This window comes from Caulobacter sp. GW821-FHT10E02 (genome assembly GCF_059415225.1).
Genome location: NZ_JBWKMV010000001.1, coordinates 1,008,079 through 1,020,729, shown reverse-complemented (window position 1 = coordinate 1,020,729; position 12,651 = coordinate 1,008,079). Strand labels below are relative to the sequence as shown.

At 69.5% G+C, this 12,651-nt stretch carries 14 protein-coding genes; 5 read left to right on the top strand and 9 right to left on the bottom strand.

Going from position 1 to position 12,651, the window contains the following annotated elements; all coding sequences use genetic code 11:
- Positions 1-49: 49 nt before the first annotated feature.
- Positions 50-403: an L-rhamnose mutarotase gene (locus AC07NI_RS04570; protein WP_494616501.1), complete on the top strand. Its 354-nt coding sequence runs from the start codon at positions 50-52 to the stop codon at positions 401-403.
- Here AC07NI_RS04570 and AC07NI_RS04565 read toward each other — a convergent pair whose 3' ends face one another.
- The 4 genes from AC07NI_RS04565 to AC07NI_RS04550 form a co-directional block, all read right to left on the bottom strand.
- Positions 404-1,702: a hypothetical protein gene (locus AC07NI_RS04565; RefSeq protein ID WP_494616500.1), complete on the bottom strand. Its 1,299-nt coding sequence runs from the start codon at positions 1,700-1,702 to the stop codon at positions 404-406.
- Between the two features lie 61 nt (positions 1,703-1,763).
- The gene (locus AC07NI_RS04560; RefSeq protein WP_494616499.1) at positions 1,764-2,951 is read right to left on the bottom strand and encodes a M56 family metallopeptidase; all 1,188 of its coding nucleotides are present in this window, start codon (positions 2,949-2,951) and stop codon (positions 1,764-1,766) included.
- Positions 2,948-3,331 (bottom strand): BlaI/MecI/CopY family transcriptional regulator, encoded by a 384-nt coding sequence (locus AC07NI_RS04555; RefSeq protein WP_494616498.1) that lies wholly within the window; start codon positions 3,329-3,331, stop codon positions 2,948-2,950. Before AC07NI_RS04555 ends, AC07NI_RS04560 begins: the two co-directional genes overlap by 4 nt.
- Positions 3,332-3,373: 42 nt before the next feature.
- Positions 3,374-4,201, bottom strand: a complete 828-nt coding sequence (locus AC07NI_RS04550) for an AraC family transcriptional regulator (protein ID WP_494616497.1) — start codon at positions 4,199-4,201, stop codon at positions 3,374-3,376.
- Positions 4,202-4,431: 230 nt separating this feature from the next.
- On the opposite strand from AC07NI_RS04550, the gene AC07NI_RS04545 reads away from it, so the two are divergent.
- Genes AC07NI_RS04545 through AC07NI_RS04530 form a run of 4 tightly spaced genes read left to right on the top strand, consistent with a single transcriptional unit; the run spans position 4,432 to position 8,760 of the window.
- Positions 4,432-4,683: a hypothetical protein gene (locus AC07NI_RS04545; RefSeq protein WP_494616496.1), complete on the top strand. Its 252-nt coding sequence runs from the start codon at positions 4,432-4,434 to the stop codon at positions 4,681-4,683.
- Positions 4,680-6,248, top strand: coding sequence for a PepSY-associated TM helix domain-containing protein (locus AC07NI_RS04540; protein ID WP_494616495.1), 1,569 nt, complete (start codon positions 4,680-4,682; stop codon positions 6,246-6,248). The genes AC07NI_RS04545 and AC07NI_RS04540 overlap by 4 nt, the downstream gene beginning before the upstream one ends.
- Positions 6,245-6,523, top strand: coding sequence for a DUF3325 domain-containing protein (locus tag AC07NI_RS04535; RefSeq protein WP_494616494.1), 279 nt, complete (start codon positions 6,245-6,247; stop codon positions 6,521-6,523). The genes AC07NI_RS04540 and AC07NI_RS04535 overlap by 4 nt, the downstream gene beginning before the upstream one ends.
- Before the next feature lie 47 nt (positions 6,524-6,570).
- Entirely contained in the window at positions 6,571-8,760 is a 2,190-nt protein-coding gene (locus tag AC07NI_RS04530) for a TonB-dependent siderophore receptor (RefSeq protein ID WP_494616493.1), read from the top strand.
- Between the two features lie 24 nt (positions 8,761-8,784).
- Here AC07NI_RS04530 and AC07NI_RS04525 read toward each other — a convergent pair whose 3' ends face one another.
- Genes AC07NI_RS04525 through AC07NI_RS04505 form a run of 5 tightly spaced genes read right to left on the bottom strand, consistent with a single transcriptional unit; the run spans position 8,785 to position 12,575 of the window.
- Entirely contained in the window at positions 8,785-10,137 is a 1,353-nt protein-coding gene (locus tag AC07NI_RS04525) for an aminotransferase class V-fold PLP-dependent enzyme (RefSeq protein WP_494616492.1), read from the bottom strand.
- Positions 10,131-10,697: a rhodanese-like domain-containing protein gene (locus tag AC07NI_RS04520; RefSeq protein WP_494616491.1), complete on the bottom strand. Its 567-nt coding sequence runs from the start codon at positions 10,695-10,697 to the stop codon at positions 10,131-10,133. The genes AC07NI_RS04525 and AC07NI_RS04520 overlap by 7 nt, the downstream gene beginning before the upstream one ends.
- Complete coding sequence (locus AC07NI_RS04515; protein WP_494616490.1) at positions 10,694-11,233, bottom strand: YeeE/YedE thiosulfate transporter family protein; 540 nt, start codon at positions 11,231-11,233, stop codon at positions 10,694-10,696. The genes AC07NI_RS04520 and AC07NI_RS04515 overlap by 4 nt, the downstream gene beginning before the upstream one ends.
- Positions 11,230-11,694 (bottom strand): YeeE/YedE thiosulfate transporter family protein, encoded by a 465-nt coding sequence (locus tag AC07NI_RS04510; RefSeq protein WP_494616489.1) that lies wholly within the window; start codon positions 11,692-11,694, stop codon positions 11,230-11,232. Before AC07NI_RS04510 ends, AC07NI_RS04515 begins: the two co-directional genes overlap by 4 nt.
- A complete protein-coding gene (locus AC07NI_RS04505; protein WP_494616488.1) occupies positions 11,691-12,575 on the bottom strand; it encodes a sulfurtransferase in 885 nt (294 codons plus the stop codon). The genes AC07NI_RS04510 and AC07NI_RS04505 overlap by 4 nt, the downstream gene beginning before the upstream one ends.
- Between the last annotated feature and the right edge of the window lie 76 nt (positions 12,576-12,651).

Here is a 12,651-nt window from a genome sequence, read left to right as displayed (position 1 = left end):
TGTTTATAGGCGTCACGCCGATCCCGTCAACGGGCTTGTCGAGGTGGAAATGAGCAAGACTGTCCGTCGATGCTTCGCGGTCGACTTGTACGACGACCCCGTCTCGATCGCGCGCTACCGCGCCTGGCACGAAGCCGGCGGGCCGCCCGCAGCCGTCACCGAGGCGATCCGCGCCGACGACGTACGCGAGCTGGAGATCTGGCTGGTCGGCGACCGGATGTTCATGATCCTGGAACAGGGCGACCAGTACGATCCGGCCGCCAAGGCCGACCGCGACGCCGCCAATCCCGACGTCCAGGCCTGGGACGCGCTGATGCGCACCTTCCAAAAGTCCCTGCCCTTCGCCCCGGGCCAGACCTGGGTCGAAATGGAGCGGATCTACGCCCTGTCGGAACAGCCCTAACTAGGGCTGGTTGGCGACGACGGCATAGTCGCCAGGCCGCGAGCCCGGCTGGATCGACCAGCCCGGCTTCAGGGTCAGGGTCCAGCCCTCCCCGGCCGGATGGGCGACATCCAGGCTCGGCGCGGCCACCGCCGCCATGCCGCGCGTCTTGTCGAACAGCGCCCCGCCGCTCTTGACCTCCAGCACGCCCCAGGGGCCGCTGAGGCGCACGGTCGGATAGACCGTACCGTGGGGCGCCAGCGCCATCAGGGTCTGCGGATTGAACTGGTAGCCAGCGGCCTTCAGCGGCAGCAGCAGCACGGGGCCATCGACCAGGCGCGCCTTCATCTCCGCCGCCCGAGCCAGCCGCGCCGCCTCGCGCGCTTCTTCGCTCGTGCGCAAGGCGCGGTCGGCGTCGTAGACCGCCGCGCGCTTGGTCACGGCCGAGGCGTCGGTCGTCGGCATCTTCAAAGCCGCCGCCAGCACGGTGTCGAACCGGGCGCCGGAGATCACCTTGCGCTTCCAGTCCGGGTCGGCCTGGTCAAGCAGCAGGCCGTAGGCTGGCCCCGTCGCATAGGCGAACGAGCGCACGAAGCTGGGCGCGCCGACGAAGGCCGAAAGGTCGCGAACGGCGAAGGCGGTGCGGGCGTCCGGCGTGGTCAGGCCCAGCTTCACGCCGGTATATTCGGCCACGCCCTCATTGGCTTCTAGCGCCCCTTCGGCCACGGCGGCCTTGGGGAACAGGCGATAGCGCTCCTGGCGGAACAGCAGGGCGTCACCGGTCGCCTCGCGCTTCTGGCGAGCCGCCTTAGCGGTCAGGGCCTCGGCCAGGGCGCGCCATTCGAGTTGCAGGAGATAGCGGCCCTCCAACGTATCAAGATGGCCGTTGTCGCCGTCGTCGCGCACCATGCCCAGCGTCGTCTGGACGCGGTGGAACATCTCGTGCGCCAGCATCACCTGCCGCGCCTCGGCATCCTCGGGCAGCGGCCACAGCAGCTGCGACCACAGGGTCCCGGACCATTTGACCGAGGTGTTGGCGATCAGTTCGCCGTCCGGCAGCCGACCGACATAGGTCGCGCCGGAAGGCTTCAGACGCCCCTCGGCGTCAGCCTGGTTGGCGATGATGTCCCGCGTAGCCGGCTCGACCAGCAGGATCGGTCCGCACAGCGTGTGGCCCCACAGCGCCCCGCCATCGCGCTCGCAGATGGCCTTGGCCTCGGCGAAGGTCCGCGCCGCGCCAGCGGGATCGACCTGCGCCTTCGCCGGAGATGCGGCCAAGGCCGCCGCCAGTACCGCCCCGCTCAAGCCGATCGCGCGCATGCTCGCCCCCCCTACGATGGAAATCGTAGACAAGAACTACGACGTCGATCGTATTTGTCAATCAGCCCTTTCGACGGGCTTCCCAGGTCACTACGCCGTGGGGTGACACGTGTAGGGACAGGCTGGGCGCGCGCGTGCCCAGCAGGGTCACGGATTGCCCGACCTGCACGACGCGCGAAGGCGCGCCTTGGACCGAAGCCTCGATCACCCGGCCCTGGCGGATCTTCAGCGCGAACGGGCCGGCGGGATCGCGAGCTTGGATGCGGACGACGGGACCAAAGGCGCTGGCGACATAGACGTCGGCCATGGCGCGATCGATGCGGCCTACCCCGCCCAGCACCGGCCCCGCGAGGCAGAGCGCGGTCACAGCGACCACCGCGAGGACTCCACCGTTCGCAGCCGGCGCGGGTTCCAGCAGGCGGTGGATGCGCGACGTCAGCGCGCCCTGGGCCGACAGCAGCATGGCGACCTGCGGCGCGGTCGGCGCCGTCTCGGCCAGCCGGACCAGCGCCCGCGCCAGGGCGATCGGCGATGCGCCCCAGGCCACGGCCAAGGCGTCGCAGGCCGCCTCCCGCTCCTCGGCCAGGTTCCGATAGAGCCGCCAGGCGAACGGATTGAACCAGACCAGCGCCAGCCCGACGCGCAGGACTAGGTTCCAGGCGTAGTCCCGACGCTCGACATGGGCCAGCTCGTGCAGCAGCACCGCATCCCGCTCGGCGGGCGCAAGACGCGCCTCCAGGCCACGCGGCGCGATCAGCACCGGACGCGCCGCGCCGATCACGAAGGGGCTGGGGACCTCGGCCACCCTCACGGTCAGCTTGCTCCCCCACAAGCCGCGCACAGCCCGTGTCAGGCCAAACGGCGGCCGCATGAGCGCCAGGCGGTCGAGGGCTCGCAGCTGGGCGCCCAGCCGCCAGACCATCGCGCCGATCCCCGCCAGCCAGACTCCGACGATGATGACCGGCGCACCAATCAGTGGCGCGGCGAGCGGTTGCGGCGGCTTACTGCGAGAAATCTCCGGCCCCATCCCCGCGAAGCCAGCGTGCAGGACCAGCACGGTCAGCACCGGAAGGAGCAGCAAGGCCACGAGGTGGCCACTCAGCAGGTTGTAGCGAACCCGCGCCGACAGGTGACGCGTCCTTCGATCCCAGACCCGCCAGGACAGCCAGAGCAACCCGCCCTGGACCAGCGCCGCCGCGATCCCCCAGCTGGCCAGCCGCGCCAGATAGCTGAGGGTGAAGTCGGTCATTCGGCGCTCTCGGCTTCCAGCCGGGCGATCAACGCCTTGAGCTCTTCCAGCTCGCCGGGCGCGGCCGGCCGGGCGTCGAGGGCCTGCATGGCCAGGGCCAGGGACGAGCCGGCGAAGGCGGTGTCGATCCAGCCGCGCACCAGATGGTTCAGCGTTGGGCGCTGGTCGGCGGCGGCGGCGTAGACGTGCTGACGACTGTCGGCGACGCGGGTCACCAGCTGCTTGGCCAACATGTTCTGCATCGTCTTCAAGGTCGTGGTGTAGCCCACCTCGCTGCCGCCATGGACGAGGTCGTGCACGGCCCGGACCGTCGAGGGCCCTTCGCGCCAGAGGACCTGGAGCACGGTCAATTCCGCGGCGGTGGGCGTGCTGGTCGTCATCGGCCCAGGATGCTTGCTTCGACGCGGGCGGACAAGACCAGCCTAAGGTCGCCGCAGCGCGCTCCGTCGGCCGGGCTCCAGTTGCTCCGCATAGCGTCCTGGTGAGATGCCGAACGACTTCTGGAACAACGTCGCGAAGGCGCTGAGCGACGAGAAGCCCAGGACCTGGGCCACCTGGGTGGCCGACTGCCCCGTGGCCAGCAAGGCGGCGGCCTGGGTCATGCGCAGCTGCTGGCGCCAGGCGACGAAGCTCATCCCAGTCTCCAGGCGGAAATTGCGGGTGAAGGTCCGGCGGCTCATGCTGGCCTCGGCGGCCCAGGCGTCGATGTCGTTGGGGTCGGCCGGGTCCTTGCGCAGGGCGGTACAGACCCGTTGCAGGCGCGGATCGGTCGGCAGGCGCGGTCCGGCGTCGGTCGAGGGCGGCGCGCGGGTGATCTCGCCCAGCATCAAGCGGACGATGTCGCCTTCCCGGCCGGCGTCGTCATAGCGCGCGTCGAAGGTCAGGAACTCCTCGACCAGGGCGTGGAGAAACGGGCTGATGTCGATCACCCGCAGGTCGTCAGGCTGCGGGCTGGCTTGCGTCGTCACATAGAGGACGTTGTAGGCGGCGGGGCCCCGGCAGCTGACCTCGTGACGCATGCCGGCCGGGATCCAGACCCCGCGGCCCGGCGGCAACACGATGGCCGCATCCCCTGCCCGCACCGCAGCCACGCCTTCCAGCCGGTACGAGAACTGGGCGCGGTCGTGGACGTGTGGCGGGTCGTAATAGCCGGTGGGCTGGCGGCCGTAGAAGCCGATGACCGGCCGCACGGGCGGGTAGTCGGCGCTGCTCTGGTCGATCGGCGGTTCGGTGGGATCGGGAGAGGACACGGAATCTCTGAGGACAACTGGCGATCGATATCAGCCGCGGATCGGCGCGCGCGGCAGTCGCGAACGGGTCGATATGTTCAGCGATCGGGCCAAAGCCCGGCCTCATCGTTGCGACTGACTATCAATAACGCTAGGCGAGCCTGAAATCAAAGCGGCGCTGCCGCGGGGGTGTCAGGCGTATGGCGACGGGTGTCGTTCAAGGACGGAAGCAAGGCGGCTGGCCAAGGGGCTTGGACCTGGCCGCTCGGGTGGTGCTGGCCATTCCGGGGGCCTATTTCGTGATGGCCGCCTGCACCATGCTGCTGGCCCGGACGATCCCCGCCGCCCGCCTCGACGCCACCCTGTGGTCGACCATCGCGGCGTTTGGAATCTATGCGGCCCTGGTGGTGTGGGTGTTCGCCGCGTCCAGCGCCTTGCGCGCGGGCGCCGTCCTGCTAGCCATCGGCGGCCTCGCGTGGCTCGGCGCGGTGCTGGCCGCATGAAGCAAGGCTTTCGGCAATCGCAGGCGGGCCTGCACACCTGGACCGGCCTGCTGGTCGGCTGGGTGCTGTACCTGATCTTCCTCAACGGCGCGGTCAGCTACTGGCGTGAGGAGCTGACCCGCTGGGCGCGCCCCGAGATCGCCGCCACCCAGAACCTGGAGACCGTGGCGCGCGGCGCGGTTGCTCACCTGCAGGCCACGGCGCCGAAGGCCGCCTCCTGGCAGATCGTCCTGCCCGACGAACGGGCCAGCGGCGCGGAGACCACCTGGAAGGCGAAGGGCAAGCCCAAACCGCTGCGTCCCGGCGCCGCCGATCCGACCGCCACGACCATCGCCCCGGACGGCAAGCCCGTGATCGCCCGCGACACCGAGGGCGGCGACGTCTTCTATCGGCTGCATTTCGACCTTCGGTACATGCCCGCGATCTGGGGCCGCTGGGTGGTCGGCTTCTGCTCGATGTTCATGCTGGTGGCGATCATCAGCGGCGTCATCACCCACAAGAAGATCTTCGCCGACTTCTTCACCTTCCGGCCGGGCAAGGGTCAGCGTAGTTGGCTGGACGGCCACAACGCCCTGGCGGTGCTGGCCCTGCCGTTCCACGCCATGATCACCTACACGGGCTTGGTCACCCTGATGGTGATCTATGTGCCCTTCGGCGTGACGGCCAACTACCCGACCAAGACCGCCTACTACGCCGAGAGCGCGCCGCGCACCAAGGCGCCCAAGCCCAAGGGCGAGGCCGCGCCGCTGACCGACATCGGACCGGTGCTGGCGACGGCGGCCAAGACTTGGGATGGCGGCCAGCCGGGGATCATCCGCATCGACAATCCGGGCGACAAGGCCGCCCGCATCGTCCTGACCCGCCGCGCGTCCGACAAGCTGGTCGATGGCCGTTGGGAGATCGTCTTCGACGGCGTGACCGGCAAGGTCCGCAGCAGCGTCGCGCCGACCTCGGCCGGCATGATCACGCGCGGCGGCATGATCGGCATCCACGCCGGCCGCTTCGCGCCGATGACCCTGCGCTGGCTGTTCTTCCTGTCGGGCGTCGCGGGCACGGCCATGGTCGCCTCTGGCTTGGTCCTATGGACCGCCAAGCGTCGCGCCAAGCTGGGCAATACGCGCCATTTCGGTTTCTGGCTGGTCGAGCGGCTGAACATCGGCGCGGTGGCCGGCCTGCCTCTAGCCATGACCGGCTTCCTATGGGCCAACCGCCTCTTGCCCGTTGGCATGGCCCACCGCGCGGACTGGGAGGTCCACGCCATGTTCCTGACCTGGGCCGCCACGCTGCTCCACGCCTTCGTCCGCGCCCCGCGTCGAGGCTGGATCGAGCAGTTGAGCCTGACCGGGATCGCGCTGGTGTTGCTGCCGGTCTTCGATCAGGCCGCCACCGCCCGAGGCCTGATCGACAGCCTGAAGGCCGGCGACGGCGCGTTGGTCGGTATGGAGCTGGGCCTGCTAGCCACCGGCGCGAGTTTCCTGCTGATCGCCTGGCGCGTGGCCCGCTCGCAAGCCAAGCAGAAGGCCAAGAACGCCGCTCCCGCCCAGTTGGCCGAGGCGCGCGGATGACCCTGCTGGCCCTCCTCCTCTCCCTCGCGGGCTTCGCGGCCCTGGCCCTCGCTATGGATCGTCACCACCACGCGGTGGCCGGCGCCCGTCCTGCTAAAGCCCGCAAGCGGCGGCTTCAGTTAGCCGGGACCTTGGCCCTGATACTGGCCCTAGTCGCCTCGATCATCGCTTGGGGACCAGCCTACGGCCCGATCTACTGGCTGGGCTTCCTGACCGCCGGCGCCGCGCCGGTGCTGTTGGCCCTGACCTACGCGGCCCCGCGCCGAAAACCCTGAAATTCCAAGCTCTTCTCGCACCTTTCGAACCAAAGGATACCTAAGCCTTGTCCGCTCGCACCGCCCTCCTCGCCAGCGCCGCCCTCCTGGCGCTCACCTCCGCCGCTCACGCCCAGACCGCCGAAGACACCACTGTCGACAGCGTGCTGGTGACCGGCCGCACCGAGGGCTACCAGGTCAAGGGCACCAACACCGCGACCAAGCTGCCGCTGACCCTGCGCGAGACGCCCCAGTCCCTGACGGTCTTCACCCGCCAACGGATCGAGGACTTCAACCTGATCACCGTGACCGAGGTCTTCGCCCAGACCCCGGGCGTCAATGTCCAGCAGTACGATTCCAACCGCGTGCTGTTCAACGCGCGCGGCTTCGCCATCACCAACTTCCAGTTCGACGGCGTGCCGACCCAGTACGCCACCGGGGCCGGCGGCAATTCGGTGCTGTCCGACACCTCGATCTACGAGCGCATCGAGGTCGTGCGCGGGGCCACAGGCCTGGTCACCGGCGCGGGCGATCCGTCGGCGACGATCAACATGGTCCGCAAGCGCCCGACCGAGGACTTCCGCGCCAGCACCAGCCTGTCGGCCGGTTCGTGGGACTACCGCCGGGCCGAGGTCGACGTCTCGGGCCCAATCGCGCTGAACGGCAAGATCCGCGGCCGCCTGGTCGGCGCCTATACCGACCGCGACTCCTATGTCCGCTTCCAGCACGACACGTCGCCCAGCCTGTACGGCGTGGTCGAGGCCGACCTGACCGACAGCACCCGCCTGCGGATCGGCGCCGACTACCTGCGCACGGACTCGCAGGGCGGGGCCTGGAGCGCCGCGCCGCTCTTCTTCCGCGATGGGACCAAGGCCGAGCTGCCTCGCTCGTACAGCGCCGGCGCCAAGTGGAACCGCTGGGAGCGCGAGAGCATCAACGCCTTCGCCGTGCTGGAGCACGACTTCGGCGGCGGCTGGGTCGGCCGCGTGGCCTACAACAACCGCTCGACCGACACCGAGAGCCTGCTGTTCGCCGGCTCCAACAGCGGCGGCTTCGCCGACAAGGTCACGGGCTTGGGCCTGACCATCTCGGACACCTACACGGTGACAGAGACGCGCGAGCAGGCGATCGACGCCTATGCCTCGGGTCCGTTCGAAGCCTTCGGCCGCACGCACGAACTGGTGGTCGGCGGCAACTTCTTCAGTCGCGACCTGCGCACCCTCAACGCGGCCATCACCAGCCGCCCCTACAGCCTGACCGCCTTCCCCAGCATCTTCACCTGGAACGGCGACATCGGCCTACCGGGCGTCTCCAACACCGGCAAGCCGCGCAGCATCGCCAACACCACCGAGGGCGGGCTCTACGCCGCCCTGCGTCTGAACCCGACCGACCGCCTGAAGGTGATCACCGGCGCGCGCTTCACCGACTGGGACGTGCACACCGACAACTTCAGCGCCACGACCGGCGCCTACGTCAACACCACCGCCAACTACGGCGAGAACCGCATCGCGCCGTATCTGGGCGTACTCTACGACCTGACCGGCAACCTGACGGCCTTCGTCAGCTATGCCGACGTCTTCCAGCCGCAGAACCTGAAGACCAAGGACTTCGAGCAGATCGCCCCCAAGGTCGGCGGCAACTGGGAATACGGGATCAAGGCCGAGTTCTTCGACAAGCGCCTCTATGCGTCGCTGAACGGCTTCTACATGCAGCAGGACAATGTCGCCGAAATCGACCCGACCGTGCTGCCCAACAGCCTGCCGGACGGCACGACGGCCTATCGCGCGGTCAGTGGCGTAAAGACCCAAGGGGCCGAGATCGAGGTCTCCGGCGAGATCACCAAGGGCTGGAGCGTCACCGGCGGCTATACCTACACCTATAACGAGGACGCCAAGGGCGCGCGGCTGTTCACGGTCAATCCGCTGCACATGCTGAAACTGAACTCGACCTACAAGCTGGGTCGCTGGACGCTGGGCGGCGGCGTCAGCTGGCAGACCAAGGTCTATCAGAACATGCAGGCCCCGACGGGCCGCTTCACCACCGCCGGCGCGCCCGTCCTGGCCGCCACGCGGGTGACGCAGGGCAGCTATGTCCTGGCCGACGCCCTGCTGCGCTACGCCGTCACCGACAAGATCAGCGTCGGGGTCAACGCCACCAACCTGTTCGACGAGAAGTACTATCGCAACGTCGGCTACTTCAACGGCGGCTACTGGGGCGAGCCGCGCCGCGTGCTGTTCAACGTCCGCGCCCGTTACTAGGGCCTGAGGCCAGCGCGCTGTCGTTCACCTGAAGGTCTCGATGAACGACAGCGCGCGGTCCAGGTCAGCGTCGATCGTCGGCGCACCGACCGACAGCCGCAGGGCGCCGACGGCCGCGCCGCCCAGCCGATCCCGCAGCGCCGGGATGCTGAACCGCCCTTCCAGCGCGTCCAGGGACGCGGCTAGCGGTAGGTCTTCGAAGCCGAAGGCCTTCTCCGCCGCCCCCGGATTGCAGAAACAGCCGCCCCGGATCGCGACGCCATGGTCCCGCGCCGCGCGCTCGACCTCTTCGTAGGCCACGACCTGTCCGTCGGCGCAGAGCAGGTTGAAGGCCACCGTACCGCCGCGTCCTTCCAGGGTCTGGGAACCGTAGAGACGGACCTTGGGCGCGCCACTCGGGTGGCGAAGCGAGCCGGTGCCGTCCAGGAACCGCTGGGTCAGCCCGACGACATGCGCCTGCAGCGCCGCGCGCGGGATCTGGTCCAAGAACGCGAACCCGGACTCCAGCGCCGCTAGGTCGAGATAGTTCGGCGTCCCGTCCTCGAAGCCCTCGTGACCCGTTCGCAGCGCATGGCGGCCATGCTCGACCGAGACGAAGTCCACGGTCCCGCCCGCGAACCACGGTCGCCGCAGCCGCGCTAGAGCTGACTTCCGGGCGATCAGGGCGCCGACGCCGGTCGGCAGGCCGAACAGCTTGTAGAACGAGCACGCCACGAACTCGGCTGAGTGGCGGCGCAGGCTGAGGCCACCACAAGCGCCGGCCGAAGCAGCGTCTATCAAGACGTCGAAGCCCAGAGCGTGGGCGGTGTCTATCAGTCCGAGATCATGCCGAACGCCGGAGAAGTTCGACTGCTGCGGGAAGGCCAGCAGGCCAGGAGCGCGCACGGCCCGCAGGTGCTCCTCGCCCCGATCGAGCCGCAGTTCGGCGTCCAACGGCAGTATCTCGACGGGCGCGGAAGCTCGGCGAGCATATTCCCGTATCCCATTGACCGAGTTGTGGTTGTCGGCGCTCAGCACCAGTCCGCGATCGCGCGCGAACGGATAGCTCTCGGCGACCAGCTTGATGGCCGCCGTGGCGTTGGCGGTGAAGCAGACCTCGTAGACCGCCGGGTCGGCGTCGAAGAAGGCCAGGGTCGCGGCGCGGGCGGCGTCCATGACCTCGGCGCTGTTGCGCGACGCCAGGTGCTCGGAGTGCGGATTGCCGAACACCCCCGCCGCCAGACGCGCCGCATGGTCCCGTGCCTGGGACGCGCCGTAGAGGGCGGCGGCGGTGTAGTCGAGATAGGCGATACCGGCCGCATCCAGCCGCCCGAACTCCTGGGCGCGGAAGGCCTCGAAATCGAACGCCGGCGTGGTCTCGGCTTGGCGGGCTAGCATCCGCGCCTCCGATAGGTCTTGGCCGTGGTCGGTTCGCCGTTGGCCACGCCCACCTGCGGGAAGCCGCCGAAATAGCGGCTGAGATCGGCGGCGGCGTCGCGGTCGGCGGCGGGCATGTCGGCCGGCAGCACCGGGGTCATGACCTCCTCCCACCAGTCGGCGAGACCGCCGGGGACGAAGACCACGTCGGCAACGCCCAAGGCCTTCAGCAGCACCCAGGCCTGGCCGGCGTGCGCGCCTTCCTGCGAATAGAGCACCACGGTCTCACCGGGCTTGAACGCCGTGCGCACCAGCCGATCGATCGGCAGGTTCTCGGCCGTCGGGATGGCGTCGTCGGCGAAGGCCTTGGCGCCGCGGACGTCGATGACGCGCAAGCCGGGCTTGCGGGCTCGGATCCAGGTCGCCAGTTGGCGCGCGCTGACGTGGTCGGAGCCGTCGTCTATGGCGCGGGCGATGGCGTCGAAGTCGAGGGAGCCAGAAGTGCGTTGCGGGCTTCCGGCGAACGGCGCCAGCAGGCCAAGGGCCAGCGCGCCGAGGCCCAGGCGGCGGGTCGTGCTCATCGCCGCGCCTCCCAGCGCCCGATCGCGCCCAACAGGCCGACGCAGGCCACGGTGATCCCCGCGACCACCACGCCATAGGGCAGGCCCGTGAGGCGCGGCAGGGTCATCGCCCCCATCGGCGTCGCGCCGTAGAAGGCCTCCAGGCTTGGAAAGGCCAAGCCCATCACCAGCATGCCGACCAGCAGGCCCAGCACGGTCGCCGCCCCCTCGCCGCGCCCGCTCGCCAGGGCCACGCAGGACGTGCCGGGACACAGGCCGCTCAGCACGAAGCCGAGGCCGAAGACCAGACCACCGACCAGCTGCGGCAGCAGGAAGGTCTCGGGCACGTAGAACCGGCCAAGATCGATCAGACCCAGCTGGTCCAGCCAGAAGGCTCCCAGCATGGCGGTGACCAGGGCGCTCATCATCACCTTCAGCACGGTGAAGTCGCGCAGGTAGAACTGCCCGGCCAGCTTGGGCGGATCGCCGAGACCGGCGCGCTCCAGGGTCCAGCCGAACGCGACGCCGATGGCGGCCGCGACAAGGAGGTCGCTCATGCCCACAGCCTCCGCAGCAGCGGCGCGGCCAGGAAGCCGCCGGCGAACAGGGCGAGCATGAACACCCAGGCCCCGACGCTCAGCAGCGCGCCGCCGCTGAGCGCCAGGCCGCTGGTGCAGCCCCGCGCCAGCGCCGCCCCGACGCCCATCAGGACGCCGCCGGTCAGCGAAGAGGCGAACCGTCCGCTCGGCGCCTTGGTCACCGCCAGCCGTCCGGCCAACCAGGCCGACAGCCCGGCGCCGACGATCAGCCCGCCGACCTCGACGAGCATCCACGATCCGCCATGGAGATAGCCTTCCACCCAGCTGTTCTTGCTGACCACTCCGGCCACATGGCTGGCGACGCTGGCGAAGGCGCCAGACGCGCCCAGGCCCTGCCCGCTCAGCGCGAAGCACGCGAGCAGCACGAGCCCCAGGCCCATGCCCGCCAGATACGGATCGGCGTAATGACGCGGGGTCATTTCTCGACCGGCAGGTCGCGCATCGACCAGTCCTCGAACGAGCCGTCATAGAGTACCGCCTCGACCCCGGCGGCGCGAGCCGCCAGCATCACCGCCGTGCCTTGCTGGCCGATGTGGCAGTAGACGATGGCCTTGTCGCCCGGCCTGACGCCAGCCTTCTGGAACAGGGCCAGCAAGTCGTCCGGACGCTTCACGGTCAGGTTGTCATTGGTGATGCTGGTGAACGGCAGGCTGCGCGCGCCGGGGATGTGACCACGCTTCATGTGGCCATGCGCGCCCGACGGCATCAGCCCGTCGTAGAACATCTGGGCGCGCGCATCGATCAGGGCGTAGCCCGGCTTGCCGGCATTGGCGCGGACATAGTCGGCGTCGACCACCGTTGGCCGCAGCTGGATCGTCGCCAGCGCGCCCGGCTTGGCCGCTGGGACCGCCTCGGTCGTCACCGCCCCGCCCTGGCGTCGCCATGCCGTCAGGCCGCCGTCCAGCAGATCGGCCCGCGCACCCAGGCCCGCGCTCTGCAAGGTGAACAGCACCCGCGTCGCCGGCGAGACCCAGTCGCTACCGAAATAGACCACAACCTTTGAGCGGTCGGTGACGCCCAACGCCTGGAGCTTGCCACGCAGCACCTCGGCCGACGGCATCTGCAGGCTGCGCCCACCGGCGTCCACGGCGAGGTCCGACTGGCGGACGAAGCGCGCGCCGGGGATGTGGCCAGCCTTGTACTCGTCGGCGTCGCCGACATGTAGCAGCACGAGGTCTGGGTCCTTCAGATGGCTCTTCAGCCAGTCGGCCGAGACCGTCACCACTTCACGCGGCGCGGCCTGAGCCCCGCCCGCCATCAGCACGGCCGCCACGGCCATCGCCAGAACCCGCTGTCGCATCGTCGTTCCCCTTCTCCGGTTAAGCCAGGCATAGGGGCGGCGCGGACAGCGTGACCGTCAGCGCGACGAAACCGTC